Annotated in this window: 25 protein-coding genes and 1 pseudogene; 19 read left to right on the plus strand and 7 right to left on the minus strand. The window is 58.6% G+C overall.

Translation table 11 applies throughout. From position 1 onward, the window contains the following. The 3 genes from JUF21_RS04755 to JUF21_RS04765 are packed head-to-tail and all read left to right on the plus strand — an operon-like array spanning position 1 to position 2417. Positions 1 to 975, plus strand: a complete 975-nt coding sequence (locus JUF21_RS04755; RefSeq protein WP_203623941.1) for a branched-chain amino acid ABC transporter permease — start codon at positions 1 to 3, stop codon at positions 973 to 975. Further along, positions 944 to 1726: an ABC transporter ATP-binding protein gene (locus JUF21_RS04760; protein WP_203663247.1), complete on the plus strand. Its 783-nt coding sequence runs from the start codon at positions 944 to 946 to the stop codon at positions 1724 to 1726. Before JUF21_RS04755 ends, JUF21_RS04760 begins: the two co-directional genes overlap by 32 nt. Further along, complete coding sequence (locus JUF21_RS04765) at positions 1719 to 2417, plus strand: ABC transporter ATP-binding protein (RefSeq protein WP_203623939.1); 699 nt, start codon at positions 1719 to 1721, stop codon at positions 2415 to 2417. Before JUF21_RS04760 ends, JUF21_RS04765 begins: the two co-directional genes overlap by 8 nt. A gap of 117 nt (positions 2418 to 2534) precedes the next feature. On the opposite strand, the gene JUF21_RS04770 is transcribed toward JUF21_RS04765, so the two are convergent. Continuing rightward, the gene (locus tag JUF21_RS04770; RefSeq protein WP_203663249.1) at positions 2535 to 3368 is read right to left on the minus strand and encodes an alpha/beta hydrolase; all 834 of its coding nucleotides are present in this window, start codon (positions 3366 to 3368) and stop codon (positions 2535 to 2537) included. Then, positions 3349 to 4479 (minus strand): hypothetical protein, encoded by a 1131-nt coding sequence (locus tag JUF21_RS04775; RefSeq protein WP_203623937.1) that lies wholly within the window; start codon positions 4477 to 4479, stop codon positions 3349 to 3351. Before JUF21_RS04775 ends, JUF21_RS04770 begins: the two co-directional genes overlap by 20 nt. Positions 4480 to 4601: 122 nt before the next feature. Here JUF21_RS04775 and deoC point away from each other — a divergent pair, with 122 nt between their 5' ends. From deoC to JUF21_RS04795, 4 genes are all read left to right on the plus strand, one after another. Further along, positions 4602 to 5270 (plus strand): deoxyribose-phosphate aldolase, encoded by a 669-nt coding sequence (gene deoC / locus JUF21_RS04780; protein WP_203623936.1) that lies wholly within the window; start codon positions 4602 to 4604, stop codon positions 5268 to 5270. Continuing rightward, entirely contained in the window at positions 5270 to 6463 is a 1194-nt protein-coding gene (locus JUF21_RS04785) for a phosphopentomutase (protein WP_203623935.1), read from the plus strand. The genes deoC and JUF21_RS04785 overlap by 1 nt, the downstream gene beginning before the upstream one ends. 18 nt (positions 6464 to 6481) lie before the next feature. After that, entirely contained in the window at positions 6482 to 7189 is a 708-nt protein-coding gene (gene deoD / locus JUF21_RS04790) for a purine-nucleoside phosphorylase (RefSeq protein WP_203623934.1), read from the plus strand. Between the two features lie 205 nt (positions 7190 to 7394). Further along, on the plus strand, positions 7395 to 8894 hold the full coding sequence (locus JUF21_RS04795; RefSeq protein WP_203663257.1) for a C40 family peptidase: 1500 nt from the start codon (positions 7395 to 7397) through the stop codon (positions 8892 to 8894). A 61-nt stretch (positions 8895 to 8955) separates the two neighbouring features. On the opposite strand, the gene JUF21_RS04800 is transcribed toward JUF21_RS04795, so the two are convergent. From JUF21_RS04800 to JUF21_RS04810, 3 genes are read right to left on the minus strand one after another with little or no spacing between them, the layout of a single operon-like run. After that, positions 8956 to 9795 (minus strand): sce7725 family protein, encoded by an 840-nt coding sequence (locus tag JUF21_RS04800; RefSeq protein WP_203623932.1) that lies wholly within the window; start codon positions 9793 to 9795, stop codon positions 8956 to 8958. Further along, positions 9792 to 10463, minus strand: coding sequence for a hypothetical protein (locus JUF21_RS04805; protein WP_203663258.1), 672 nt, complete (start codon positions 10461 to 10463; stop codon positions 9792 to 9794). Before JUF21_RS04805 ends, JUF21_RS04800 begins: the two co-directional genes overlap by 4 nt. Further along, entirely contained in the window at positions 10441 to 12819 is a 2379-nt protein-coding gene (locus tag JUF21_RS04810) for an ATP-dependent DNA helicase (RefSeq protein WP_203663260.1), read from the minus strand. Before JUF21_RS04810 ends, JUF21_RS04805 begins: the two co-directional genes overlap by 23 nt. A 166-nt stretch (positions 12820 to 12985) precedes the next feature. On the opposite strand from JUF21_RS04810, the gene JUF21_RS04815 reads away from it, so the two are divergent. The 4 genes from JUF21_RS04815 to JUF21_RS04830 all read left to right on the plus strand — a co-directional run bounded on the left by JUF21_RS04815 (position 12986) and on the right by JUF21_RS04830 (position 15850). Beyond that, positions 12986 to 13603 (plus strand): hypothetical protein, encoded by a 618-nt coding sequence (locus JUF21_RS04815; protein ID WP_203623929.1) that lies wholly within the window; start codon positions 12986 to 12988, stop codon positions 13601 to 13603. Between the two features lie 6 nt (positions 13604 to 13609). Continuing rightward, positions 13610 to 14455: a sulfite exporter TauE/SafE family protein gene (locus JUF21_RS04820; RefSeq protein ID WP_203623950.1), complete on the plus strand. Its 846-nt coding sequence runs from the start codon at positions 13610 to 13612 to the stop codon at positions 14453 to 14455. Further along, positions 14452 to 14820, plus strand: coding sequence for a DUF1634 domain-containing protein (locus tag JUF21_RS04825; protein WP_125757510.1), 369 nt, complete (start codon positions 14452 to 14454; stop codon positions 14818 to 14820). The genes JUF21_RS04820 and JUF21_RS04825 overlap by 4 nt, the downstream gene beginning before the upstream one ends. A gap of 127 nt (positions 14821 to 14947) precedes the next feature. After that, positions 14948 to 15850: a LysR family transcriptional regulator gene (locus tag JUF21_RS04830; protein WP_203623928.1), complete on the plus strand. Its 903-nt coding sequence runs from the start codon at positions 14948 to 14950 to the stop codon at positions 15848 to 15850. Here JUF21_RS04830 and JUF21_RS04835 read toward each other — a convergent pair. Beyond that, positions 15830 to 16312, minus strand: coding sequence for a ribonuclease H (locus tag JUF21_RS04835; protein ID WP_374706435.1), 483 nt, complete (start codon positions 16310 to 16312; stop codon positions 15830 to 15832). The genes JUF21_RS04830 and JUF21_RS04835 overlap by 21 nt on opposite strands. A gap of 61 nt (positions 16313 to 16373) precedes the next feature. Here JUF21_RS04835 and JUF21_RS04840 point away from each other — a divergent pair, with 61 nt between their 5' ends. The 3 genes from JUF21_RS04840 to brnQ are packed head-to-tail and all read left to right on the plus strand — an operon-like array spanning position 16374 to position 19046. After that, positions 16374 to 16850 (plus strand): nucleoside 2-deoxyribosyltransferase, encoded by a 477-nt coding sequence (locus JUF21_RS04840; protein ID WP_203623926.1) that lies wholly within the window; start codon positions 16374 to 16376, stop codon positions 16848 to 16850. Between the two features lie 27 nt (positions 16851 to 16877). After that, positions 16878 to 17693: a Cof-type HAD-IIB family hydrolase gene (locus JUF21_RS04845; RefSeq protein ID WP_203623925.1), complete on the plus strand. Its 816-nt coding sequence runs from the start codon at positions 16878 to 16880 to the stop codon at positions 17691 to 17693. A gap of 9 nt (positions 17694 to 17702) precedes the next feature. Further along, positions 17703 to 19046, plus strand: coding sequence for a branched-chain amino acid transport system II carrier protein (gene brnQ, locus JUF21_RS04850; RefSeq protein ID WP_203623924.1), 1344 nt, complete (start codon positions 17703 to 17705; stop codon positions 19044 to 19046). 18 nt (positions 19047 to 19064) lie between these two features. Here the strand turns inward: brnQ and JUF21_RS04855 are convergent, their stop codons facing one another. Further along, positions 19065 to 19337 (minus strand): DUF2187 domain-containing protein, encoded by a 273-nt coding sequence (locus JUF21_RS04855; RefSeq protein WP_125757498.1) that lies wholly within the window; start codon positions 19335 to 19337, stop codon positions 19065 to 19067. A gap of 171 nt (positions 19338 to 19508) precedes the next feature. On the opposite strand from JUF21_RS04855, the gene JUF21_RS04860 reads away from it, so the two are divergent. From JUF21_RS04860 to JUF21_RS04880, 5 genes and pseudogenes are all read left to right on the plus strand, one after another. Beyond that, a complete protein-coding gene (locus tag JUF21_RS04860) occupies positions 19509 to 19853 on the plus strand; it encodes a hypothetical protein (RefSeq protein ID WP_203623923.1) in 345 nt (114 codons plus the stop codon). An 84-nt stretch (positions 19854 to 19937) separates the two neighbouring features. After that, the gene (locus JUF21_RS04865; RefSeq protein ID WP_203623922.1) at positions 19938 to 20750 is read left to right on the plus strand and encodes an HAD family hydrolase; all 813 of its coding nucleotides are present in this window, start codon (positions 19938 to 19940) and stop codon (positions 20748 to 20750) included. A gap of 81 nt (positions 20751 to 20831) precedes the next feature. Beyond that, a complete protein-coding gene (locus JUF21_RS04870; RefSeq protein WP_203623921.1) occupies positions 20832 to 21821 on the plus strand; it encodes an aldo/keto reductase in 990 nt (329 codons plus the stop codon). Positions 21822 to 21899: 78 nt separating this feature from the next. Next, positions 21900 to 22349 (plus strand): annotated as a pseudogene (locus JUF21_RS04875) (aldo/keto reductase); the annotation flags it as partial. 253 nt (positions 22350 to 22602) lie between these two features. Then, the gene (locus tag JUF21_RS04880; protein WP_203663262.1) at positions 22603 to 25713 is read left to right on the plus strand and encodes a collagen binding domain-containing protein; all 3111 of its coding nucleotides are present in this window, start codon (positions 22603 to 22605) and stop codon (positions 25711 to 25713) included. The last annotated feature ends 1 nt before the right edge of the window (position 25714 follow it).

The raw sequence follows: 25714 nt of genomic DNA on the forward strand, positions 1-25714 counted from the left end.
ATGGCAGCAAGATGGAAAGCAGCGCTGGTCTGGCTGGCGATCGCCGTTGCCGGCTTCTACCTGATCAATGAACTGATCGTGGTCGGTGTGATCAATAGTTTCATCGAAAACATGCTGGTCACCATTGGCATCAACATCATCTTGGCCACCGGCTTGAACCTGATTATCGGGTTTTCCGGCCAGTTCTCGCTGGGCCACGCCGGCTTTATGGCGCTTGGCGCCTATGCCACGGCCATCATTACCCAGTACTTGGGCAATGCGCTCGGTTTTTACCTGTCGATGGCTGTCGGGGTCGTGATCGCCATGATCGTCGCGGTGATCATCGGCATTCCGACGCTGCGGCTGCGCGGGGACTACCTCGCGATTGCCACCATGGGCGCGTCTGAAATCATCCGCGTGGTTCTGAACAACCTGAAAATCACTAACGGCGCGGCGGGGATGTACAACATTCCGGCGCTGGCCAACTGGCCGACCGTCTATGTGCTGGTGTGTCTGACGACCCTGATGATCGTCAACTTCGCCCGCAGCCGCGCTGGGCGCGCGATTCAGGCGATTCGCGAAGACGACATCGCCGCCGAGGCGGTGGGCATCAACCCGACCAAGTGGAAGCTGGCCGCCTTCGTGATGGGGGCCGCGACCGCCGCCGTTGCCGGCTCGCTGCACGCCGTGTACATTCAGACCATTGCGCCGAGTGATTTTGGCATCATGAACTCGATCTCGATCCTGATCATCGTGGTGCTGGGCGGCGTGGGCTCGATCACCGGCACCTTTGTGGCCGCGACCGTGCTGGGTGTGCTCGACACCGTCCTGCAAAGCTTTGGTACGCTGCGGATGGTGATTTACGCGCTGGCGTTGATCTTGATCATGGTCTTCAAGCCAAGCGGGCTACTCGGCCGCTACGAGGTGTCCATTCGCAAACTGTTTGAAAAGAAAGGAGTCCGCCATGGCACTGCTGACAGTCACGAATCTGAGTAAAAAGTTTGGCGGCCTGGACGCCGTGTCAAACGTCGACATGCACGTGGACGACGGTGAGCTGGTGGCCCTGATCGGCCCGAACGGCGCGGGCAAAACCACGCTGTTCAACATGCTGACCGGGGTGATCCCGCCCACTTCTGGCAAGATCACGCTGACCACGGCGACTGGCACGATTTCCCTGCTCGGCCACAAGCCATACCAGGTGGCCAAGCTTGGCCTGGCGCGCACCTTTCAAAACATCCGGCTGTTTGCTAACCTGTCCGTTCGCGACAACCTGCTTGCGGCGATGACGCACCGGTACACGGAAAACTTCTTTGCCGAGATTTTCCGCCTGCCCGCCTATTACAAAAAAGAGGCCAAGGTGGGGGCGTGGACCGATGCGCTGCTGCGCGAGTTTGACCTGACAGACGTGGCCGACTACGACGCCGGTAACCTGCCATACGGGACTCAGCGGCGGGTGGAGATCGCCCGCGCCACGGCCACGTCGCCGCGAATCATTTTCCTCGATGAGCCGGCGGCGGGGATGAACCCAGAGGAAACCGCGGCGCTGATGAAGCTGATCGGCAAGCTGCGCACTGATTTTCAGCTGACGGTGGTCCTGATCGAGCACGACATGAGCTTGGTCATGAACATTGCTGAGCGCATTTACGTGCTGAATCAGGGTAAGCTGATTGCCGAGGGCACGCCCGCCGAGATTCAAAAGAACCAGGCCGTGGTCGATTCGTATTTAGGAGGTGGCGTTCATGCTTAACGTGGCAGGCCTGAAGGTCAACTACGGCGCTATTCAGGCCGTGCAAGGCGTCGACTTCACCGTTAATGACGGCGAGATCGTCACGCTGATCGGGGCCAACGGGGCCGGCAAAAGCACCATCCTGAAAACCATCAGCGGTTTGCTGCGGCCCAGCGCCGGCACGATAACCTACAAAGATCAGAACCTGGCCAAGCTGTCGCCCTCTAAAATCGTTGCGGCCGGCATTGCGCAGGTGCCGGAAGGGCGGCACGTGTTCGAAGGCCTGACGGTCACCGAGAACCTGCGGATGGGCGCGTACCTCTCACCCAAGACGCGCGATGAGCAGCTGACTGCCGTCTACGACCAGTTTCCGGTGCTGAAGGAGCGGCGCAGCCAGGATGCCGCGACGCTGTCCGGTGGCGAGCAGCAGATGCTGGCAATGGGTCGCGCCATGATGGCTAAGCCCAAGCTGCTGCTTTTGGACGAGCCGTCGATGGGGCTGGCGCCAATTTACATCAACAAGATCTTCGACATCATCAAAAACATTCACGCCCAAGGGGTGACGGTGCTTTTGATTGAGCAAAACGCGGCCCAGGCGCTGCAGGTCGCCGACCGCGGCTACGTGCTGGCCAGCGGCCAGGTCAAAATGACCGGCACCGGCAAGGCCCTGCTCGCAAACGATGATGTGCGCGCGGCATACTTGGGCGGCTGAGGGTGTCATTGAGGTTCGATTAAGGTCTGTTCCCTGATGGGGACAGACTTTTTTTCTGGCTGGACGAAAAAACGCCTCACGCCGGTTCATTGCAAACCGGCGTGAGGCGATTGAAGGTTATGGCCGCAGCTGAGGCCGCTGATTCTTGATCAGCAGGTCCTGCTTGATCAGGTCAATGGTTTCCTGGTTTTGGGGTAAATCGCTGTGCTCAGCGTTGCTGCCGGACAGGGTGATCATGGTGTAATGCTTGACCTGGTTTTGAAAAATGTACTTGCCGGCGTCTACCGAGGCCAGCGGCACGATGCCGTCGGACGTGTAGTTCTCAGACCCGGCCACCGAGTACACGGTCAGACCAGCCGGCAGGCGCTTTTTCTGCCGAATCATGTCCGTCAGCATCTGCGTGCGGTTGGCGGGCTTGCTTTCTTCCAGATTATACGGCGAGCCCAGGGTGATCATGCGCTGCATGGTGTACTTAGACTGGTCCATGTACCGCTCCAAAAACAGGGTCAGGACCAGGCCGCCGTTGCTGTGGCCGATCGCGGAAAACCGGTCGAAGTGGTATTTCTTGGCCATGGCGGTGAAGGCAATGTTGAACCAGCGCGCCTGGCGCTGAATGTTCGGGTAGCCGTCCTTGTTATTGGCAAACGCGACCACGATATAGGGCTGGCGGTCGCGGGGGGCGATGCGGCCGGACTGTTTCAGCTGCCCTGACTCGGTCACGGTGATTTTAACGTAGCTGTGGCCGGTGGTTTGGCGGTTGAGGGCGGAGACCAAGGCATTGAACCGGTTCTGGCTAGCCGAGCTGCCTGGCACCAGAAAAATCGGCCGCATGCGGGAGCGGTGGACGACGCGGGCGTTTTCGACGCTGGTGTGCATCCACCGGTAGGCTGGAAAACCGATGCCCACCAGGAGGACGCAGAACACCAACAGTTTAACGAACCATTTTCGCATCGGCCTTCGCCTCCTGAGTTAAGCCCTGGACAAACGGGTAGTAAATCGCGACACTCGCGGCCAGGCACAGCAGACTGACAACCAGGGCAGACCAGTTGCCGTTAGTGCCCAAAAAAGCGAAAAGCGGCCCTGGTGTGCTCGGCGGCACCGGGTAAACCACTGGCGGCATTAGGTGCAGCCAGAGCGCCAGCGCGGCGATGCCACTGCTGGCAAGCGGCGCCAGAAAAAAGGGGATGAGCATGCGCAGATCTAATATGACCGGCGTTGAAAGCAGCGTCAACAATGGCAGGTTGACGGTGGCCGTCACCAGCTCTGGGACCGCGACGCGCCGATTGACTAGCGCAAGCGCGAGCACGAGCGCCAGCATTGACCCGGTGCCGCCCATGTTGGCAAACGGCGCAAAGATGGTGCCGGTCGTGAAGCGGTACGGGATGGTGCTTAAACTAGGGTGGGCCAGCGCAGCGTTCAAGTTGGCAGCGGCTTCTGGGCTCATTGCAAAGTTCGTCAGCGGCGCCAGCAGTGGTGGCAGTCCCAGCCACGTCAGCGCAAGATTGGCGGGCAGCACCAGGAAATCCGGCAGCGTCAGCCACGACCAGGACAGGTGGTTGGCGAGCACTCTGGCGCCGGCGCCGATGGCCAGGCCCAGCAGTACGACCCCGATCAGCCAGGTCGCGGCCCAGTGGTCATTTTTAGCGTGGTCAAACAGCCAGGCCACAGGCGGTGCGACCACTACCGCCAGCAGCAGCGCGCTGGGACCCAGGTGCGGCCAACTCAGCGTCCGGGTCGGATCCGCGGTCGCCAGTGCCATGAAACTGAGCACCCCGATCACGGCCAAGGCCAGGTACCGGTGGCCCAGCTCGGCCACCATGAGGCCCGCCACCATCAAGGCCAGACTGCCCCACAGCACGGTGGTCAAGTTACTGAGCAGCACCGGCAAAAAGCGCGGCCAGCGCAGATGGTAGATCTGGGCAAAAAAGCCGTCCTTCACCACAACGCTCAAGTTGAATGCCTGTGTCACTGCTGCAATGACCAGCACCGGCCGTAGTGTCTTTAAGGCCTCACGCAAGCTGCGCAGCACGCGCGTGGATTCTAGTTTCGTTGCCCAACTCATGGCGTTTTCCCCCTATTTGGTCGCCTACATTATGCGAGCCGAATCGTTTCTTGGCAATTTTAGAAAGCGGTTCTATGGTACTATTTAACTAGTTTGGAACATTTAAAAAGAGGGAGCAAAACATGGAAAAGCCATTAGCGAAATACATTGATCACACATTGCTCAAGCCGGACGCCACGCAGGATCAAATCGACACGGTTCTCGCGCAGGCCAAGCAGTACCATTTTGCCAGCGTCTGCATCAACCCATACTGGGTCCCGCGGGCGGCGGCCGCCTTGCGCGGCACCGACGTGAATGTCTGCACGGTCATCGGCTTTCCGCTGGGCGCAAACACCACGTTCATCAAGGTCGACGAGGCCAACCACGCCATTGACGATGGCGCTAAGGAAGTCGACATGGTGTTAAACATTGGCGAATTGAAGGGCGGCCATGACGATCAGGTCAAGGCGGACATTCAGGCCGTGGCTGATGCCGCGCATGCCAAGGCGGCGGTGCTTAAGGTGATCATTGAGGCCGTGCTGCTCTCCGATGACGAAAAGGTTCGGGCCTGCCAGGCGGCCGAAGCGGCCGGGGCCGATTTTGTGAAAACCTCGACTGGTTTTGCCAGCGGCGGCGCCACCGTGCACGACGTGACGCTGATGCGCGAAACGGTCGGCACACGGCTGGGCGTCAAGGCGGCCGGCGGCATTCACTCCTATGCAGAAGCCAAGGCGTTGATCGAGGCCGGGGCGGACCGCCTCGGCGCCAGCGCCGGGGTCACCATTCTCCAGGAAGCCGGGGTGATCGACTGATGGCAAAATTTAAACGCGTCATCAGTATCGTCACGGATTCCATCGGGATCGGCGCCGCGCCGGATGCCGGCAAGTTCAACGATGAGGGGTCGGACACCCTGGGTCACATCGGTGAGTTCTTTCACGGCGACTGGGCGCTGCCAAACTGGCAGAAACTCGGCCTGGGCAACATTCGCGAAGACGCGCCGATCAAGGGCGTCGAACCGATCGCGCGGCCCATTGGCTACTTTGGCAAAATGTACGAGATTTCTGCCGGCAAGGACAGCATGGATGGCCACTGGGAAATGATGGGCCTGCCGGTCACCGAGCCGCTCGGCTTTTTCCCGCAAGGGTTTCCTGCAAAGCTAATTAAGCAGATCGAGGACTTTTCCGGCCGCAAGGTGATCGTCAACCTGCCATACTCAGGCACTGAGGTCATCAAAAAGTACGGCGAAGAGCAGCTGAAAACGGGCGACCTGATTGTTTACACGTCAGGCGACTCCGTGCTTCAGATTGCCGCTAACACCGCGGTCATTCCGCTCAAGGAGCTCTACAAGATCTGCGAGTACGCCCGGAGCATCACCACCGACCAGCCTTACAAAATCGGCCGGGTCATCGCAAGGCCGTATGTGGGCGACAAGGCGGACAATTTCACGCGCACTTCGGACCGCCACGATTACGCGCTGATGCCAAACGCGCCAACGGACCTCGACCGCCTGCAGGCCGCCGGGATCCCGACGTACGGCGTCGGTAAGATCAACGACATTTTCTCCGGCCAGGGCCTGGACGATGGCATTCACACGGTCTCAAACGAGGACGGTATGAACCAGACCATTAAGCAGGTCAAATCGGCTCGGGAAGGCTTCATTTTCACCAACCTGGTCGACTTTGACGCCATGTACGGGCACCGGCGCAACGCGCAAGGCGATGGCGAGGCGCTGATGGCCTTCGATAAGCAACTCGGGGAGCTGATGGCGGCGATGCAAGACAGCGACCTTCTGATGATCACCTCGGACCACGGCAATGACCCCACGTTCCGCGGCACCGACCACACCCGCGAGTATGTGCCGCTGGTCGTATACAGCAAGTCCCTGCCAGGCGGTGGCAGCCTCGGGATTCGCTCACCGTTTGCCGACATGGGCGCGACGATTCTGGACAACTTTGGCGTTCAAGGCACCGGCGTTGGGCACTCATTTTTGGCTGAACTGAAATAGCTCGAATGGAGGACAATCATGAGCACACACATTGATGCGCCAAAAGACGCGATTGCCGACGTGGTTTTGCTGCCAGGGGATCCGCTGCGCGCCAAGTACATTGCCGAAACCTACCTGGACGACCCGGTGCTGTACAACACCGTGCGCAACGCGTTCGGTTACACCGGCACGTACCAGGGCCGGCGGGTGTCCGTTCAGGCGACCGGCATGGGGATCCCATCGATCTCGATCTACGCGACCGAGTTAATGAAGGATTACGGCGTCAAAACGCTGATCCGCGTCGGCACCACCGGGGGCCTTGCCCCGCAGGTCAAGGTCCGCGACCTGGTGCTGGCACAAGGCGCAACCACTGATTCGTCGATTATTTTGAACACGTTCGGGGCCGGGCTCTACTTTGCGCCGCTCGCTGACTTCGGTCTGCTGGAAACGGCGGCCAAGTTGGCGCGTGAGACAAACCTGCGCTGCCACGTCGGCAACGTGCTGGGTGAGGACCGCTTCTACAACGATGAGATGGACCGGCAGAAGCTGATTGACTACGGGGTCCTCGCCACGGAAATGGAGACGCCGGCGCTGTATCTGCTGGCAGCCAAGTACCATCGGCGGGCGCTGGCTATTCTTACGGTGTCCAACCACCTGGTGACCGGTGAGGAAACGACTGCCCAAGAGCGTCAAACCAGCTTCGACGATATGATCCGTCTGGCGTTGCAGACTGTGTGCAGTTTGTAACATAAATGAAAAATAACGTGCTTGGACAGCTGAGGCCGCTTGCTCACGGGCCTTATCGCCTTTGGCCACGTCAATTTGGACAAAAACGAACGCCCATTCGGTGAAAACACCGAGGCATGGTGCTAAGCTGAAACTAATCGTTAAGAAATCTTAAAACAGCTTTTTTAATCAGTAAATGTGATGTTGAAATTGGAGGCACTTACGTATGGGAAAATCGACTAAGGCAATTGCACTGACCGCTGGTCTCGCGGGGGTTGCGGGACTAGCAGCGCTGGTGTCTGCACCGAATCAGGTCAGCGCGGCAACTACCGGTACAGTGACTTACCAACAGGGTGCAACAACTGTTTGGCAGACGCCGGCCTTTAACCAGGTCAAGCGCTACGTCCTGTTCAACCAGCGCATTGCAATTCAGGGCTCCAAGGTCGTTAACGGGGCAATCTGGTATCAGATTGGCGCTAACGAATGGATCCCGGCTATTTATCTGCAGGCCGATGATGGCCAGACTGCCAACGCCAACGCAGCAGCCGATCAGGCAACCAGTTCAAATTCCGCCAGCGACACCGAGGTGGGGTCGTACACGCTGACAGTGACTTACGAAGGCGGTGCGACGACGGTTTGGGCTTCGACTCACTACCAGACGGCGACTGGCCGTTATTTGACTGCTGGCCAACAGGTCACAGCGGTTGCCAAGACCACCAGCAATGGTGAAACATGGTACCGCCTGAGTTCTGGCGGTTACGTTCCGGCACGCTTTACCTCTGAAAATGGGACAGTGGCGGCGCCGGCGGCAACGCCAGCACCCGCTGCTTCTGCTGCGCCAGTCGCTAGTGCCGCTGCACCAGCCGCTTCAAGCGCCGCACCGGCTGCTTCTTCTGCAGCACCTGCAGCCTCTAGTGCTGCGCCTGCTGCAAGCACTGGGACGACGGTTGCAACCAGTGCTCCCCAGGCCGTCACCCCAGCAGTCACTGCTGGCAGCTTCAACCTGACGGTCAACTACGCTGGTGCGGTGACGGTATGGAATGCCCCTAGCTTCACGACCGCTTCTGGCAAGTACCTGAGCAATGGCCAAAAGGTCACGGCCAACGGCAAAGTTACTGCCGGCGGTGCCACATGGTACCAGCTGACTTCTGGCGGTTATGTGCCAGCTAACACGGTTACCACTGGCACGGTTGCTGCTCCTGCAGCAACAGCCGCTCCTGCGGCAACTGCCACACCTGCAGCACCAGCTGCTCCTGCGGCCACCCCTGCACCAGTAGCTAAGCCTGCGACCGCGACGGCCACGGCAAGCAAGCCGGCCACCGCGACGCCAGCGCCAGCAGCCACGGCGACCCTTAGCCGGGCAGCCAAGGTTCAGCGTCTGATTTCCACTGCGCGTGCGGAGATTGGCAAACCTTACTTATGGGGCTCCAAAGGGCCGAATAGCTTCGATTGCTCTGGCCTCATGTACTACACATTCAAGAATGCGCTGGGCATTACGCTTGGCGGTTACACCGGGACCCAGCAAAACAATGGGACACGGATCTCCATGAGTCAGGTCCAGGCTGGCGATTTGATTTTCTGGGCCACTAATGGGACTCCTTACCACGTCGCACTGGCCATTGGTAACAACCAGTACATCAATGCAGTCAAGCCAGGCGTCCCGGTCCAAATTGGGACGATTTCCCAGTACTTCAACCCAAGCTTCGCGGTTCGCGTGGCGTTCTAAAACCAATTTCGACAATCAATAAGCGTCCATCTAATCAAAGAGATGGACGCTTTTTTGGTGGTTAGAATGAGGTGTCGAGGTAGTGGCCCATCACACTGAGAAAATGCCGCAGCTGCAACTTGCGCAACACTCCGGCACCGGGAAAATGACGGGCCGCGGCCAGCTCGATCAGCTCACGCAGGGCTGGCGTGGCCGCTTTGGGGTGTGCGGCCAGCCACGCCGGCAGTGGGGCGGCCGCCTCGAAAAATTTGTCCTGGGGGCGGCTAAAGTCCTCATTGTTCACTGAGGTGAAATGCTGCACCCACAGCTGCTCGTGCTGCTCAAATAGTAGGTGCAGGGACAGCGCCCGCTGCGGGTACCCGCGTTCGTCGTAGTGCCGCGTCGCGAGCGGGTAATCGGCAAAGCCGCTGCCAGGCAAAGTCTGTTGAGGGTACTGATAAAATTCACGCTGGACCAGGCGGTAGTTTTCGGTGCGCTCGCGCGTGGGGGTGTGGTCTTCCAAGTACGCCGCATGTTTCAGGTGCAGGCGGCGAAACCGGGCGCCTGCAGGAATCAGGCTGGCTTGGCCTTTTGGCAGGGCCACCACCTGCGCCAGGGTCTCGGCGATGATCAAGGCGCCTGCCTGGCCGTCAAAATACCGCGCGGACCGAACCCAAGGCGATAGCCCAGCGCGGTGGACCGGGCTGGCTAGGAGGCCGTAGCGGCCGACCTGCGGGTTTTGCACGACAAACAGGAGATGTTTTCGGGCGGTGAAGGCCTTGGCCACGGCAGTCAGGGCCGGCAGGTCTTTGACCGGTTCAATCACCGGCAGCACGTGCGGCGAAAGGGCGTCTTTTTCGACGGCCTCTTTCAGGGCCAGCAGATCGTACTGGCGTCCACGAATCAGCGGGTAGTAGTTCATGATGGCTGCCTCAGCAAGGCCAATTCCTCAGCGAGTGCGTCTACTTCGGCCTGCAGCGTGCTGACAGCGGTGCCTTCGACCCCGCCCATGACGCGATCGTAAAGGTTCGATTCGGGGTCGTACACGCGGTACTGATCCGAGCGCCGCTTGATTTCGGCCAGCAGCTGCTCGTCGGAAAAGTGCGAAAGGCCTTTGTCCACCTGCTTGGCTTTTTGCACCTCGCGGTTAAGGCTGGCGATGAAGCGCTCGAGGAGTGCCGTTTGCGGCACCTGCAGGGCCTGCCGGCGCGGCGGGCGGCTGATGGTCAGCTGGCTGGGCACCGTGATCGGCACCGTGGCCGCTTTGATGGCCGCCGGGTCAAAGGCTTGGTATGTCATGACCCCGATACCGGCGGGAATCTCATCGGCCACCTGCTGGTAAAGGGTTAACGGCAGCACAAAATAGTTGTAGTCGCCGATGAAGCTGAGTTTGGCGCTGCTGTGGAAGTCGCTTTTGGTCACCTTCAGCTCGAAGCACCGCCAGGTCAGCGGGTCACCGGGCTGCATGACCAGTGTGTCGACGATCCCGCGGTCGGCTGGCATGGTGACCTCTTCGACCGCCACCGCCCCCAGGTCTTCCCAGTAGGCGTACAGCGTTTTTTCCAAATCAAGCGTTAGGGGTGTTTTCACGATGAGCCTCCCAAAAGTCGGTCAGTTGCGCGGCCATGTCGTCAAGGTCAGTGGCGACGGTGGCATGGGTCCAGTGCGGCGGAAACAGCGGCGCGTATCGCGGCCCGGCGAAGCGGCTGTCGGCCAGCAGCACGACGCCGACGTCCTTGGCCCCGCGGATGACCCGCCCGCCGGCCTGCAGGACATTGTTGAAGCCGGGCAGCTGGTAGGCGTAGGCAAACCCGTCCTGGCCCTGCGCGTCAAAATACGCACGCAGGCGGTCGGTTTCTGCGTTCAGGCCGGGCAGGCCGACGGTGACAATGGCGACGCCGATCAACTGGTCGCCGCCCAGGTCGATGCCTTCGCTGAAAATCCCGCCGAGCACGGCAAAACCGACCACGGGACTGGGGTCATCGCGAAACCGGGCCAGAAACGTGGTGCGTTCGTCGCTGGTCATGCTGCCGCCTTGCACGACGGTGGCCAAGTCCGGGTTGGCAGCCTTGAAGGCGTCGGCGACGGTGGTCAGGTAGCTGTGCGACGGTAGGAAGATCAGGTAGTGCCCAGCTTTGGTGCTGACCATCATAGTGAGGCTGGCGATCAGCGCCGGCAGGCTGGACTCGCGATTGCGATAAGTCGGGGTGATAAAATTGGTGACCAACACCTTGAGGTTTTCCTGGGGAAACGGCGACGGTAGGCGGTAGGCCAGCGACTGGTCGCGGCCGCCGAGAATGTCCTGATAGTAGGGCAAAGGCGACAGGGTCGCTGAAAATAGCACGGCGCCGCGGCCTTTGTCCAGACAGTCCGAGATGAACTGGCTGGGATCCAGGCACAGCTCCTTGAGGTGGATGGCCCCGGCCGCGTTTTCAATTTCCGTTTCGTAGGCGTCGTTGTAGTAATCAGCGATGCGCAGGTAGCTGGTGGCGCTGAAGAACACTGGCAGCACCTGATCGACGACGGCCTGGTCACGCGTGTCGGGGTCCTGGCCCAGCCAGTCGTGCACGGCGCTGGTGAAGCCGGTCAGCTGCGCGATGAAGTCGTCGAGCTGTGGTTTTTGAAACGTCAGCGGCTGGTCATTGACTGTCAGGCGCACGGCGTCAAAGGCGGTCAGGACCTTGGACAAGGCGCCTTTGACTGGCGGCAGACCCTTGCCCTTTTGCTTATCGATTGCAGACCGTAACGTGGCAAAATCGGTGTCGAGCAGCTCGGCGCTGTACATTTCCCGCGCCCTTGCCACCAGGTTGTGCGCCTCGTCGATCAGGAAGAAGTTGCCGGTGTCCGGCTCGGCAAAGAAGCGCTGCAGGAACACCGCCGGGTCGAACAGGTAGTTGTAGTCGCAGATGATGACATCGCAAAACAGGCTGACGTCCAGCGAAAACTCGAAGGGGTCCAGCGTGTGCTTCTTGGCGTACTGCTCGATCACCGGCCGCGTGATGGCGTCCTCGTGGCCCAACAGATCTTTCAGCGCCGGCTTGAGGCGGTCGTAGTAGCCGAGCATGTAGGGGTTGATGCTGGGGTCGTCGGGCTCGTCGGCAAAGGTGATGGTGTCCTTGGCCGTCAGCGTGATGCTTTTGGCGTGCAGGCCGTGTTTGGTCATCAGCGCCATCGCCTCTTCGGCCACGTGCCTAGTGCTTTGCTTGGCGGTCAGGTAGAAGGTGCGCTGGATGAGCCCGGCGCCCATCGCCTTGATCACCGGAAACAGCGTCGAAATGGTTTTGCCGGTGCCGGTCGGGGCCTCGACAAACAGCCGCGTCGAATTGGCGACGGTGCGATACACCGCCGCGGCCAGTTCGCGCTGCCCTTTGCGGTACACCGGGAAGGGAAACGGCAGCGGCTCAATGCTGGCGTCGCGGCGGACGACAATGTCGCTGCGCATTTTCAGCCAGTCACCAAAATCGTTCAGCAGGTCCTGAAAATCATCGGCGAGCTCAGCCGCGGTTTTGACCTCGGTGAAGCGCGTGATTTGGTCGGTGGTGGTTTGGTAGTAGATCAGATCCAGCTCGACTTCGGCCAAGTCCCGCTCGTCGCACAGAAAATGGCCGTAGACCCGGGCCTGCGCCCAGTAGCGGTCCTTGGTGTTTTGGGTGACGTCGGCCCAGTCGCGCGCTGAGGTTTTGATCTCCTCGACCACGGTACGCTTCTTGCTGGTGTCCACGCCGTCTGCGCGTCCGTCGATGGTGTAGGCCACACCGTTGACCGTGACCGTCTGGGCCAGGTAGACTTCCTTTTCATAGTTGCCGTCATGGGCGGCCTGCAGGCGGCGGTGGATCGAAGCGCCCAGCATGGCGGTGTTATTGGAATTGGTGGTGACCGGGTCCAGGTCACCGGTGCGGACGGTGAGTTCGACGAGCTCGCGCACGCCAATGCGGTTGTCTGCCATGAGAACGCTCCTTTCTTAAGCAATTTTAACCGGCGCAGTGAAACTCGTCGCGCCGGCTTTTCCTTCCAGTATAAAACGGATGTTCGGGCTTGAAAAGGGAAGCCGGCTTGAACCGAGCCGCTTACATAGGATATGATGGCCAAAGAATAAGTAAAGAGGGATAAACATGGAAATCAACGTGAAGGCTTTTCAGGAAGCCATTGAAGCGGAAAACTTCGAGCAGACCAATTATCCAATCACCGAGGCAGCGGCGACGTCCGATATCGAAAAGGCCCTGGCGCCGGTGTTTAACGACGTGGACCAGGCGCTTTCAACCGGCAAGCTCATTTCGGCGCAGCTGACGATTGCAGGGGATGAGCCCACCTATGTTCGGATCGAAACCGGCATCATCAACCTGCCGTTTGAGGACAGCAAGAAGGTCACCAACTTCCTCGATGCGGACAAAGAAACGCCAATCGACCTCAACCTGATCGTGGTGTCGCCATACGTCAACGCGTCTGGTCTCCGCATCGATGAGATCGCGACGGCGGACGCCTACCTCGCCGATAAGCGGGCCAACATGGCGGCGGTTGCGGCCGAGGTCCACGAAAAGCTGGCCGTCATCAAGACGACCCGTGAGGCGCCAAAGCCAATCGTCAAGGAAGTCCCGGCGAGCCGCGCCAAGACCACCCGCAAAACCACCACGCGGCGCACGGCGGCCAAGAAGCCGGCGACCCGCAAGCGCACGACGCGCAAGCCCGCGGCCAAAAAGCGCAGCACGACTAGCCGCAAAAAGGAGGACTAGCCGATGGTGGGTCAAGCACTTTTGCTCGCCGGCGTTGGCCTGATGGCTGGCATCCTGGGCGCCTTGCTGGGGCTGGGCGGCGGCATCATCATCACGCCGGTGTTGACGTTGATGATGGGTCTGCCGATCCAGTACGCGATCGCCGCCAGCATTGTCGCGGTCATCGCCACCTCCAGCGGCGCCACCATCGCGTACCTCAAGGACGACATGCTCAACCTGCGCGTCGCGATGTTTTTGGAAATTGCGACCACGGTTGGCGCGGTGCTCGGCGCGATTTTAACCGGGTTGTTCAACGCCAACATCCTGTACTTCCTGTTCGGGGCGCTGCTGCTGTTTTCGGTTTACAACATGATCCGCAAGATGCTGATGAAGCCGGAAAACATCAAGGCGCCGGTGCCGGACAAGGCGGCCGAAAAATTGAATCTGAACGGCGAGTACTTCGACAAAAGCACCGGTCAACGCGTTGAGTACCAGGTCACGAATGTCCCAGGCGGGTTTGCCATGATGTTCGGTGCCGGGCTGGCATCTGGTTTGCTGGGCATCGGGTCTGGGGCCTTCAAGGTCCTGGCAATGGACACCATCATGAAAATGCCGCTGAAGCCGTCGACTGCCACGTCAAACCTGATGATGGGGGTCACCGCTGCCGCCAGTGCGACCGTGTACTTTTTCAACGGCTCGCTGCAGCCGCAAATTGCCGCGCCGCTGGCGATCGGTATCCTGATTGGCGCCACGCTCGGCACCCGGCTGATGCAGATCATGCCGACCAAGGTGCTGCGCTGGATCTTCATTCCGGCGATTGGCTACATGGGCCTGCAGATGCTGCTTAAAGGATTCGGGGTGAACATCGGATGAACCAGAAAATCGAAACCGAAACCAAAGACATTGAGCTGATCATCGGCAAGATCCTGCGCATCGGCGTGATCGTCGCCGCGACCGTGATCGGGATTGGCCTTCTGATGTTCCTGATTGAAGGCACCGGCGGTTATCCAGCCGGCGCGCACCCAAGCCGCCCAGCGGCCATCCTGCAAGGAGTGATCGCGCTGAAACCATACGCGGTGCTGATGCTGGGGTTGTTTCTGTTGATCCTGACCCCGGTCCTGCGGGTCGTCGTCTCCATTTACGCCTTCATCAAGGAAAAAGACCGCCTGTACACCTGGATCACCACGGTGGTGCTGGTCATCCTGATCGGTGCAATGGTCATTGGGTACTTGGGCTAACTGGTAACGCCTCGCTGGCAAGCGAGGCGTTTTTGCATGACACGAGGGCTTGACCGCCGCCCGGACAGGCGTATGATTATTCACATAACATGATTTACTGTGAAAATTCATCACGTGAGGAGCCGCCATGTCCAACTTCAGTTACCAAGTTTTTCGCGCCGTGGTCACGGAGAAAACCTTTATCCGCGCCGCCGCGGCGCTCAATGTCACGCCCAGCGCGATCAGCCACAGCGTCTCGCAGCTGGAAACCGCCCTTGGCTTTCCACTGTTCATTCGTAATCGCACTGGCGTTGAGCTGACCCCGGACGGCCGGCAGGTGCTGCCGACGGTGCAGGCCATCTTGAACCTTGAGGATCAGCTCACCCAGATTGCAGACAACATCAACGGCCAAAACACCGGCCGCGTTCGGCTGGGGGCTTTTTCCTCAGTGTCGACCAACTGGCTGCCGCCGGTGATTCGCCAATTCAAGGCCGAAACGCCGAAGGTTGACGTGTCGGTGATGCAAGGCGGCTTCAACGAAATCGGCGAGCAGGTGCGCACCGGCACGCTCGACATCGGTTTTTCACTGCTGCCGGTGGAGTCGTCGCTGGTGGTCGTGCCGCTGCTCAAGGACCCGATTTACTGCATCACGCCGCGCGACTTTACGCCGAAAAACGGCAAGACGATGACCGATGCCGACATGAATAAGCAGACCTTCATCCTGCAGCAAGGCGACTACGACCGCGACACCAAGGCGGCCCTGGACCGCTATCAGGTGTCGACTAACTCGCTGAATTACTCGATCGATGACCAGTCGATTCTGTCGATGGTCGAGGCGGGACTGGGCTTTGGCGTGCTGCCTGAGCTGGCCTTGCAGAAGCTGACCGGTGATGTCAACGTTTGGCCGTTTTCCGAGCCCTTCGCCCGGACTTTGTGTCTCGTCACGAATCCGACCACGCAAAAATCACCGTCAGTGGAGCACATGCTGACGGTGATCGCGCAGTTCGTTCAAAAGACGTATCCGGATAACTTAATGCCCGCGGGCCGGTAGCTTGTCCATGGCGGCATTGAGCGCCGCGTCGACCTCGTTGTTGTGCTGGTTGGTCGCGTGGCCCTTGACCTTGTGAAACACCGGCGGTTCGGCGAAGCGGTCGACTTGCGCCAACAGCGCCTGCCACAATTCTTTGTTGATGACCGGCTTGCCTTTTTTCTGCCAGCCGTTTTGCTGCCACTTGACCCACCAGCGCTCGTTCATCGTGTTGATGACATAGGCGGAGTCGGAATAGACATCGACCTGGTAGTTCGGCTTGGTGATCGCCTTGAGGCCTTCGATGACCGCGGTGATCTCCATGTAGTTGTTGGTGCGACCGTAATCCGCGCCGGAAAGCATTTTCTTATGCGCCCCGTAAATCAGCAGCGCGGCCCACGCGCTTTTGTCCGTCGGCCGCACGGAGCCGCCCTTGACGTTGCCTGTGTTGCGGTTGCCGCCGTCTGTGTACAGTTGAATGTTGATGTCTGCCACCTCCAGCAATCATTATACGTGCTGGTGGGCTTCAAGCAAGAAGGAGAACCCATTGACCAATCCCAAAAGCATCTACTTTGCCGCCGGCTGGTTCACGCCGGCGCAAAAACAAGCCTACGACCAGGCCTTAGCCGCCATGACCCAAAACCCGACCCTGGCGGCTGATCAGTCATACATCCCGCTGGCCCACCCGTACAAAAACTTGGACGTGGGCCAGCACCCTGAGTACCTGAAGGACCCGGAATGGGCCACGGCCACCTATAAGGGCGACCTGCTGGGCATCAAGCAAACCGACCTCGTGGCGGCCGTTTATCTGCCCAAGGCGGAAGACGTCGGCTGCGGCGTGGAGATCGGGTACGCGCACGCGCTTGGCAAGCCGGTGGTGCTCATCGTTCCCGACGCGCAGTTTGGCGAGCCCATCAATCTGATGGCCTGGGGTGCCGCCGATATTGTGATGCGGCTGTCCGAGATGGCCACTTACGACTTCTCCAGCCTGACCGCCAATTTCTATCCCGGCGCCGTGTACTGATCCGAACCAAGAGTAGGAGGAACGCTTATGAACCAAAAATTGATTGCCTTAGACCTGGATGGCACGACCCTGAACCAGGACAGCCAGCTGAGTGCTGAAACCATTAAGACGCTGCGGGCGGCCATCGCTGCCGGCCACCTGGTGGTCATCACCACCGGCCGGCCGGATTCGATCACCGAAAATTTTTACGATCAAATCGGCCTGACCGGGCCCATGATCAATTTTAACGGCGGCTTGATTCAAAAGCCGCACCAGCAGTGGGACCGCGAGCTGCAGGCGACCATTCCAATCGCCACGGCGTTGCAGCTGCTGGACCTGCGCCAGGATTTTGACATTCGCGTGATGGTGGCGGAAGGCAAGCAGCTGCTGCGCGCCGACCACCCGTACACCAACATTCCCTTCCTGCCCGACCTGCCACATCCGGCCCACCTGTTTGATCAGGTCGGCTTGACCCAGGCCCCAATTTCGGTGACCCTGTTTGTCGACGGCGACCTGCTGGCGCCGCTGACTACCGCCGTCCACCAGCGCTTCCCGCAGCTGGTCGCCAAGACCTGGGGCGCGTGGAGCGGTGAGCACACGGCACTTGAGATCACAACGGCGCACGCCTCCAAGTCGCGCGCTGTGGCTTACGTCGCCGGCGCTTACGGCATCGCGCAACCGGATATTCTTGCGTTCGGGGATGACCTCAACGACCTGGATATGATCGAATACGCCGGAGTCGGCGTGGCCATGCAAAATGCCCGCCAGGAGGTTCTGGCCGCGGCCAATGCGGTTACCCCGGCTGACAATGCGCATGACGGGGTCGCCCGCTTTTTGCAGTCGTACCTTCACCTTGCCGCCTAAGGAGGAGCCATGGCCTCACATCAACTGACGAAACGGGAACAACTTGTCATCGGCTCGATGCTGTTTGGGCTCTTTTTTGGCGCCGGCAATCTGATTTTTCCGGTGTTTGTGGGTCAGCAGGCCGGCAGCCACCTGGGACCAGCACTGCTGGGCTTCTTGCTGTCCGGCGTCGGGCTGCCGCTGCTCGGAGTGGCGGCAATCGGCATCACCAAAACCGACGGCGTCTACGAGCTGGCCAAGCAGGTGAACCGACATTACGCCTTTTGGTTCACGCTGGTGCTGTATCTCTGCATTGGACCGGCGTTCGCACTGCCGCGCCTGGCGCCGATTTCCTACGAGATTGGATTGGCCGATGTGGTTGGCCGCGGCCATCAGACGCTGGGAATGTTGGTTTACTCGGTGCTGTTCTTCGGGTTGGCGTGGTGGTTTGCCCGCCGGCCGAGCAAGATCATGGATTATGTCGGGAAAATCTTGACGCCGGCATTTCTGATCGTGCTGGGCATTTTGCTGGTCGCCGTCGTGGTTCATCCGCTGGGCCAAGGCGGCGCTCCTGCTGGGGTCTACCGCAGCCAGCCGCTGCTCACTGGCTTCACCGCCGGGTATTCGACCATGGACGCGCTGGCCGCCTTGGCTTTTGGCATCATCGTCGTCGATGCGCTCAAGGACCTGGGCGTCACCAAGCCCACGGCCATTGCCGGTAACACAATTAAAGCCGGGGCGCTGGCCGTCGTGTTGATGGGCATCTTATACGCGCTCTTGGCACTGCTAGGCCGCGATTCGTTAGGTGTCTTTGCCCGGGCCAGCAACGGTGGACCGATTCTGGCGAACGTCGCACGGGCCTACTTTGGGCCGGTGGGGGCGATGCTGCTGGCGGCGATTGTGATCTTGGCCTGCCTGAAAACGGCGATCGGGTTGATCTCCGCGTTCGGCGATGCGCTGCACGAGCTGTTTCCGAAAATCTCCTACTTCACGCTGATCAGTTTGGCCTCTGGGGCCGCGCTGCTGTTTGCGAATTTTGGGCTCGATGCCATTCTCAGCGTGGCCACCCCGGTGATGTACTTCCTGTACCCGCTGGCGATCACGCTGATCTTGCTCAGCCTGCTGACGCCGTGGCTGGGCCACGCGCGCGGCTTGTTTGGCACGGTGACGTTATTCACCCTGGTGCCGGCGCTGCTCGATGGCCTCAACGCGCTGCCCACTGGTCTGCACCATGGCTGGATCGCCCAGTTGCTGCGGCTCGGTCACTTTCTGCCGGGGTTTGCTTACGGCCTCGGCTGGGTCGTGCCGGCCGTCCTGGGCCTGGTGGTCGGCACCGTGCTGGAGCGCGGCTTGCGGCATCAAAAAAGCGCCTGATTTCAGGCGCTAGGGTTTTTACTTTTTGGCGTTGCGAGCCGGCTGGTCTTCCGGTTCTGGCTCGGGATCGGGATGGCCGCCGCCGAGGTTTTTGGTGACGGCTTTGAAGTTGATGACAATTTTGAAGTTGAGTTCGGCGGCGTTTTGCTTGTCGCTGGGATCATAGTCGGTGATGTTGAGCAGTGCTGAGTTTTCGTACTTTTTCTGCACGGTGCCAGTGAAGACGTGCGCCATATCTTCCTTGACTTTGGCTCTCACGGTATCGCCGAGCAGGATTTCTTCTCTCTTCATGACTTTCAGTTCCTTTCGCTCTATTCCTTAACGGATAGGAAGGATACTAACGCATCACTAGGGTGAAAGCAATAGATATTGCTTAACTTTTCTCGAACCAGAATGATTTGCCAAAAAGCCTGTAGAAGGCTTATCGTATAGAGGAAAGAAAACGAGAAGGGATGACGATTTTTGGCTGAGACCACACTTTTGTTCAAGGATCTGAGCGATGCCGCAAAACACACGGCGATCTCGGATTTTGCCACGTTTTACATTGATCAGTACCAGCACGAGGGGCTAGACGCTTTGGCGCAGATCGACTTGACCGGACACATTGCCGATATTAACCAGTGGCTGCTGGTCAACGACTCATTTCTGCCGGACGAGTTGCATGATGGCCTGGTTCGTGACCGCAGCGACAACTTTGCCGCCTTGCTGACGACCGTGAAGGCGAAGTTTAACGCCAACGGGAAGCCCGCACAGCCATGGTCGGAATGGTACGACAAGACGATTGCAAAGGCCCCGCAAGGTCGTTAATCCATTGCAGCAGTGAGTGATCACTGCTTTTTTGATGCGCGGGGTTCCTGTATAATAACCTGATATTCTTTGGGAGGCGAGAGCATGACCCCATATTTGATCGTTTCAGACGTCGACGGTACCCTGGCCATCGACAACACCACCATCACCGCGCGCACCAGCGCGGTGATCAATCAGCTGCTGGACCGCGGCCACCAGTTCTACCTGGCCACCGGGCGCATGCACGCGCTGGCCGAAAACATGGCCAAGCAAATCGGGCCGCGGGCCGAGATCATCGCCTCTAACGGTGCCTCCTACGACGCCCCAGGCGGTCGGGTTCACCATCTGCTGGGAGCCAAAGCCTTGGCCGCTATTGAGGCCGCCACGACCAAGCACGGACTGACCGGTGTCTACTACACCGACGATGCCGTGTACTACGTCAGTGACCCTGATCCCGTGCTGAAGCAGTACATGTATTCTTTTGCGCCCAAAGATCTGGCCATGGCGGTCACACAGCTGCCTGACGTTTCCGCCCTGGTGGCGCACGCCGGTGAGATCATCAACGGCAATGTGTTTTCACTGCACGACCATGGTGAGCTAGCCGCGGTCCGAGCCGAACTCGCCCAACAAGACCTGCTGCACCTGTCAGCCAGTTTCACCAACAACATCGAGCTGATTCCTAAGCACGTCGACAAGGCCAACGCGGTCGCCGAACTCCAGGAAAAGCTCGCCATTCCGGCAGATCACACCATTGCGTTTGGCGACGGGCAAAATGACATCGGGATGCTGCAAAGTGCCGGCATCTCGGTCGCGATGGGTAACGCGGTGCCAGCCGTTAAGGCGGCCGCCAAGTACGAAACCGGCCCCAACACCGAGGACGGCCTGGCTAACTTTTTGGCTGATTACTTCAAGCTGTGAGTGCCGCACCCAGCGGCGCTTTTCTTATGCTTTTGGCCGGCTTCGTGGTACCGTTAAGGCAAACTAAAGGAGAGTGATCACATGTATCACGCAGACGAAAATCGTTACGCGAACGTGCCAGTGCGGCATGCCGGGAAAAGCGGCCTGATGCTGCCGGCGATCTCGCTGGGGCTCTGGCAGCACTTCGGCTCAGCGGACCCACTCGCAGCGCGCCGGGAGGTCATCCTGGCTGCTTTTGACCGCGGGGTGTTCCACTTTGATGTGGCCAACCACTACGGCGACGGGGACTTTGGCTCCAGCGAAAGCTTACTGGGCCAGATCCTCGGCAATGAGCTGAAACCGTATCGCGACGAGTTGGTGATTTCCACCAAAGTCGGCTACGAGATCCATCCCGGCCCCTACGGCACGGGCACCTCGCGCAAGGCGGTGCTGCAAGGCATCGACGACTCGCTACAGCGCCTGCAGTTAGATTACGTCGATTTATTTTACGCGCACCGCTTCGACGACACTGTGGATGTGGCCGAAACCGTGCGGGCGCTGGATGACGTCGTGCGGCAGGGCAAGGCGCTGTACATCGGGGTCTCGAACTATGACACGCCGCAGGCTAAGCGTGCAATCCGCTTGTTCCAGGACTTGGGCACGCCGTTTGTGGTCGACCAGATGAGCTACAACATGTTCAACCGCAGTGTCGAAACCACCGGCCTGCTGGACGTGCTGCGTGATGCCGGGGCAGGGCTGGTTGCTTATGGGCCACTGTCTGAGGGCCTGCTTTCCGATCGGTACCTGACGGGGATTCCGGAGACGTTCAAGATCCACCCCACCAACGAGGCGACCTTTGCCGCCGGCCGCGCTTCGGTGGTCACCAAGCTTAATGCCTTGAACGACCTGGCCGCGGGACGCGACCAGACGCTGGCACAGATGGCGCTGGCCTGGCTGCTGCGGGATACGGTCGTCACGAGCGTGATCATTGGCACGACTAGCGTGGCGCACCTCGAGGATAACCTGAAAGCTTGTTCACACCTGGACTTTACGGCGGATGAGTTGGCGACAATCGATAAGATCATTAGCTAACAGATAAGATTCACTAGGTTAACTATCGGTCTGTATTCCTGTTAAATCAGGGATGCAGGCCTTTTTGTATTGTTCATTCTTTTCCAGGACCTCGGCACCCCGTTTGTGGTCGACCAGATGAGCTACAACATGTTTAACCGCAGCGTCGAAACCAGCGGGCTGCTTAATGTGCTGCGCGACGCCGGGGCCGGTCTGGTGGCGTACGGCCCGCTTTCGGAGGGGCTGCTCTCTGACCGCTACCTCGGCGGCATTCCGGAGACCTTCAAGATCCACCCGACGAACGAGGCCACGTTTGCCAATGGGCGGGCCGCTGTCGTCACCAAGATCAATGCGCTCAACGAGCTGGCAAAAGGCCGCGACCAGACACTGGCCCAGATGGCGCTGGCCTGGCTGCTGCGTGATCCGGTCGTCACCAGCGTGATCACTGGAACCACCAGTACGGATCACTTAGTGGATAACTTAAGATCTTGTTCACACCTGGACTTTACTCCTGATGAATTGACGGAAATTGAGAAAATCATCAAGTAGCTAGACGTTATCATCAATTGCCAAAAAGCCCGCATTCTCTTATCAAAGGGGTCCGGGCTTTTTCTTTACATAATTATATAAATAACAAATGTCTGATTTTCTTGTGAGTGAGGCAACATGCTAGGATTTAAATAGGTAAAAAATAACCGTATTCATAAGTTTGGAGGGGAATGTATGCGTTTTTTTAAACCGTACTATGACGACGGTTAGCGTGTCTCGCTGAGGTAGGGATCACACGTTAAGGAGGAACCACATGAAAAAAACTATCATGCACGGCCTCATGGTGCTGGTGTTGCTCTTGACTCAGGCCGCCAGCCTGAGCGGAGTGAACGTCAATGCGGTCGCTCCGCCCGAAGAACACGTCATCCTGGATGATGAGCAGCAGCGGGTGACGGTCAGCGGCGAGGAGACAGGCGATGAGATCACCTGGACGCTGAACTATCAGCGCTATCACACCACTGACCTGCGCGCATTAAAGCTGCGGGTCAGCACCGATGAGGCGGGCAACGATCAGCTCGCACCGCAGGAGAATGATCTGGTTCAAGCGACCCAGGCCACGACCCCGGCGGAACAATGGCAAATTGAAAAAGACTATAGTCAAACGGCTAAGGGCACGTTGAAATATACGACCCGCAAGGACGTGCGCAAGATCTTCGTCGCTGTCCAGGCTAACCAAAAAGGCGGCCGAACCGCCCAGATGCCTGCGGGCGTTGCGGTTCACACCGCTGGCGATGAAGCAGCCGCGGCAGGGGATGCCGACCCTGACGCCGACGCCGACCCTGATGCGGATGTTCAAGCTGATATCCTGAACGAGGATCAGGCCGGCCCGCACGAAGTGGCACTGCCGGAAGCCCCGGCAGTTGAAGAAGCTGCTCCGGAAGCGCCAGAAGCAGAAGCGACTGAAGACGAGGCCGAAGCAGCCGAAGAACTGGCGGCAGTATTGCCAGAAACAAAAGCGATCGGCAATATTACCAAGCCAGGCGGCGGCGCAGATCTCAATGCCGTTAACCTGATGCTCAGTAGCTCGGTTCAGGCCCAGAACTTCCGGGTAGCCGCCTATTCTGACGGCGTAGAAATACCTCTCAACAATAGTCAAGGTGTTAATTACTACGACAAAAGCGTGAACAGTCAGGCTGGCCGTGGCAAGTATGGTTCGCGGGAAGACATGGAAAAAAAGGTCTCGACTGATTACACGACTGGCACTTCAGCCGCAGTGATTTTCTCGCGTACTAACCCACCGACAAAATTCGAAATTCGCGTTTATTACAGCAACGTCGGCCAAGTTCTGGATACAAATCTCAATCCGGTCGACATTGGCGCGTATGTGACGGTAAACAATATCCAACGGCGCCAGAACAACCTCGAATGGAATTACCCTAATCCGATGGGAATCGATTTTTCTAGTAACTTCTACTCAGGGATCTCGATCGCGAATATCTTTGCCCTGGACTGGGAGGTTCAGTTCTTCCAGGCGAACGATCCGAGCCGCTTGATCAACTTTGTCACTTCCGAAAACGCGACTGGCAGTCCTCAACTGACGTTCACGTCACTTAACCCAGGGGAATTCGCTGGTTCAATGCAAGGCTTGACGGCGAGTGTTGTTAAGACCGACTGGGTAAAAAACACCGCGTTTAACGCAACCCGGCTTGGGCCGAGCAACAGTAAAACTTCCGTTAATTCGTGGCGTAATGGGACTCCGCCTAACACCTGGGTCGAAGCCGATAAGGCAGGCGCAGGCGATGTCACGGGGTACACGGCTCGTTACTGGGGCAACTGGGACAATCCTAACAACTTAGAAGACGACGAGTGGGGCGATAACATCACTGGCGACCGGTTTGAGTATGGTGCCGTCGCTTTCAACCTGACTGGTCACACATTTAAGTTTGTTCGCGGAACTGGCTCGCAGGCGACCTCAACGTGGCTGGCCAATGCCAGTGGGGACATCAAGCTCTTTAACCCGGACGTTGCAGTCAATAAGAGTGTCACGACTAATTCTGATGCGGGTGGTGGCACGGAGCAAGACATCCGTGATAAAGGTGCGATCTACACGCCTAACGAAATGGACGGAGAGAAGGTCAACGACTATTACGTTAATCCGCAAACCGGTCAAAATAACGCAGGTGGCAAGCAACTTTACTACTACCTCAACCAACAGCTGTACAGCCAGGTTGGTGACTACATCGCTCGGCCAGACAGAATTGAGATTACTGATCTGCTGCCAGCAGGGGTTAAGCTTTCGAGCTCCCGCACGCAACCAGCAGTTAGCTTGTTTGGTGATCGTACGGTAACCAGCGCTTCTCGCGTCATTTCCCTACCAGCTAACCAAATCGTCACGCAAGACGAAGGCGGCCGAACGAGGGTGACAGTGAAGCTTGATGCGGAGCAGATCAAACAGCTCAAATTTACTAAGGGATTCTTCAGTATTCGCTTGGCCATTGAGCCGACCACTGCAGAAGCTGACCTGCCAGATGGTAAATTCTGGATGGAGAACGTTGCCACCTCCGAATGGTTTATGCAAGATGAAAAGAATCAAGAGGAAAAGGTTTATAGCGAGAAAACGAACATGGTCAAAATCTTCCAAGAAAAGGAAGAAGTCGATGTTTCCTTCACCAAGATCGGCGACGCAGGCCAAACGCTGAAGGGTGCAAAGTTTGCCCTCTACGATGATGAGATTGAAAAGTACGTTTCCAACATCACCGGAGATAACGGCGTGGTTAACTTCACCAAGGTGCGTCCGGGAAAATACACCATGAAGGAAATTGAGACCCCGACTGGTCATAAAGGATTGCCAGCAGAAGGTATTCAAGTAGAGATCAAGGCCGACGGTAGTATTACTTGGGATACCAAGTGGGGTGAAGCCGGAAAGTTTAAGAATGCCCTTAAGCCATTCCGCCTTGATTTGACCAAGAAGGGTGAACCTGAGGACTACCTTAATGGGGCGGTCTTCAAGATCACTGGCGACGACTATGACAAAGAGGCAACCACCGAGGACGGCAAGCTAAACTTTACCGATCTCACTGCTGGTGTCTACACCCTTGAAGAATTGGTCGCACCAAGCGGCTATAAAACGCTGGAAGGTAAGTTCACCCTGACTATCGGCAAGAACGGCGAAGTGAGCCTGGAATACAGTGCCGATGACATTGCGCTGGATAAGGGCTACACCTTCGATTCCGAGCTAACCGCGGTCAGTGTGACCCATAATCAGATCAATATGACCGTGAACAACGAGCCAATCGATCCGGTGCTGCCAGCAACTGGTGGTCCGGGCACGTCAGCCTTCGTCGCGATGGCGGCGATGATCGTGGCCCTTGCCGTTGGCCTTTGGCTTTTCTTCCGCCACACCCGCGAAATGGAGGTGCGCTAAC

It is taken from the genome of Lacticaseibacillus sp. 53-4, assembly GCF_016861805.1.
Lineage (GTDB): Bacteria > Bacillota > Bacilli > Lactobacillales > Lactobacillaceae > Lacticaseibacillus.

Excerpts from the sequence above, each read along its gene's own strand:
- JUF21_RS04785 (WP_203623935.1), top strand. The coding sequence starts at position 5,270 with ATGGCAAAATTTAAACGCGTCATCAGTATCGTCACGGATTCCATCGGG.
- JUF21_RS04845 (WP_203623925.1), top strand. The coding sequence starts at position 16,878 with ATGAACCAAAAATTGATTGCCTTAGACCTGGATGGCACGACCCTGAAC.
- JUF21_RS04755 (WP_203623941.1), top strand. The coding sequence starts at position 1 with ATGGCAGCAAGATGGAAAGCAGCGCTGGTCTGGCTGGCGATCGCCGTT.
- JUF21_RS04795 (WP_203663257.1), top strand. The coding sequence starts at position 7,395 with ATGGGAAAATCGACTAAGGCAATTGCACTGACCGCTGGTCTCGCGGGG.
- JUF21_RS04880 (WP_203663262.1), top strand. The coding sequence starts at position 22,603 with ATGAAAAAAACTATCATGCACGGCCTCATGGTGCTGGTGTTGCTCTTG.
- JUF21_RS04810 (WP_203663260.1), bottom strand. The coding sequence starts at position 12,819 with ATGGCAGACAACCGCATTGGCGTGCGCGAGCTCGTCGAACTCACCGTC.
- JUF21_RS04865 (WP_203623922.1), top strand. The coding sequence starts at position 19,938 with ATGACCCCATATTTGATCGTTTCAGACGTCGACGGTACCCTGGCCATC.
- JUF21_RS04770 (WP_203663249.1), bottom strand. The coding sequence starts at position 3,368 with ATGCGAAAATGGTTCGTTAAACTGTTGGTGTTCTGCGTCCTCCTGGTG.
- JUF21_RS04870 (WP_203623921.1), top strand. The coding sequence starts at position 20,832 with ATGTATCACGCAGACGAAAATCGTTACGCGAACGTGCCAGTGCGGCAT.
- deoD (WP_203623934.1), top strand. The coding sequence starts at position 6,482 with ATGAGCACACACATTGATGCGCCAAAAGACGCGATTGCCGACGTGGTT.
- JUF21_RS04830 (WP_203623928.1), top strand. The coding sequence starts at position 14,948 with ATGTCCAACTTCAGTTACCAAGTTTTTCGCGCCGTGGTCACGGAGAAA.
- JUF21_RS04765 (WP_203623939.1), top strand. The coding sequence starts at position 1,719 with ATGCTTAACGTGGCAGGCCTGAAGGTCAACTACGGCGCTATTCAGGCC.
- JUF21_RS04760 (WP_203663247.1), top strand. The coding sequence starts at position 944 with ATGGCACTGCTGACAGTCACGAATCTGAGTAAAAAGTTTGGCGGCCTG.
- JUF21_RS04825 (WP_125757510.1), top strand. The coding sequence starts at position 14,452 with ATGAACCAGAAAATCGAAACCGAAACCAAAGACATTGAGCTGATCATC.
- JUF21_RS04855 (WP_125757498.1), bottom strand. The coding sequence starts at position 19,337 with ATGAAGAGAGAAGAAATCCTGCTCGGCGATACCGTGAGAGCCAAAGTC.
- JUF21_RS04815 (WP_203623929.1), top strand. The coding sequence starts at position 12,986 with ATGGAAATCAACGTGAAGGCTTTTCAGGAAGCCATTGAAGCGGAAAAC.
- JUF21_RS04800 (WP_203623932.1), bottom strand. The coding sequence starts at position 9,795 with ATGAACTACTACCCGCTGATTCGTGGACGCCAGTACGATCTGCTGGCC.
- JUF21_RS04775 (WP_203623937.1), bottom strand. The coding sequence starts at position 4,479 with ATGAGTTGGGCAACGAAACTAGAATCCACGCGCGTGCTGCGCAGCTTG.
- brnQ (WP_203623924.1), top strand. The coding sequence starts at position 17,703 with ATGGCCTCACATCAACTGACGAAACGGGAACAACTTGTCATCGGCTCG.
- deoC (WP_203623936.1), top strand. The coding sequence starts at position 4,602 with ATGGAAAAGCCATTAGCGAAATACATTGATCACACATTGCTCAAGCCG.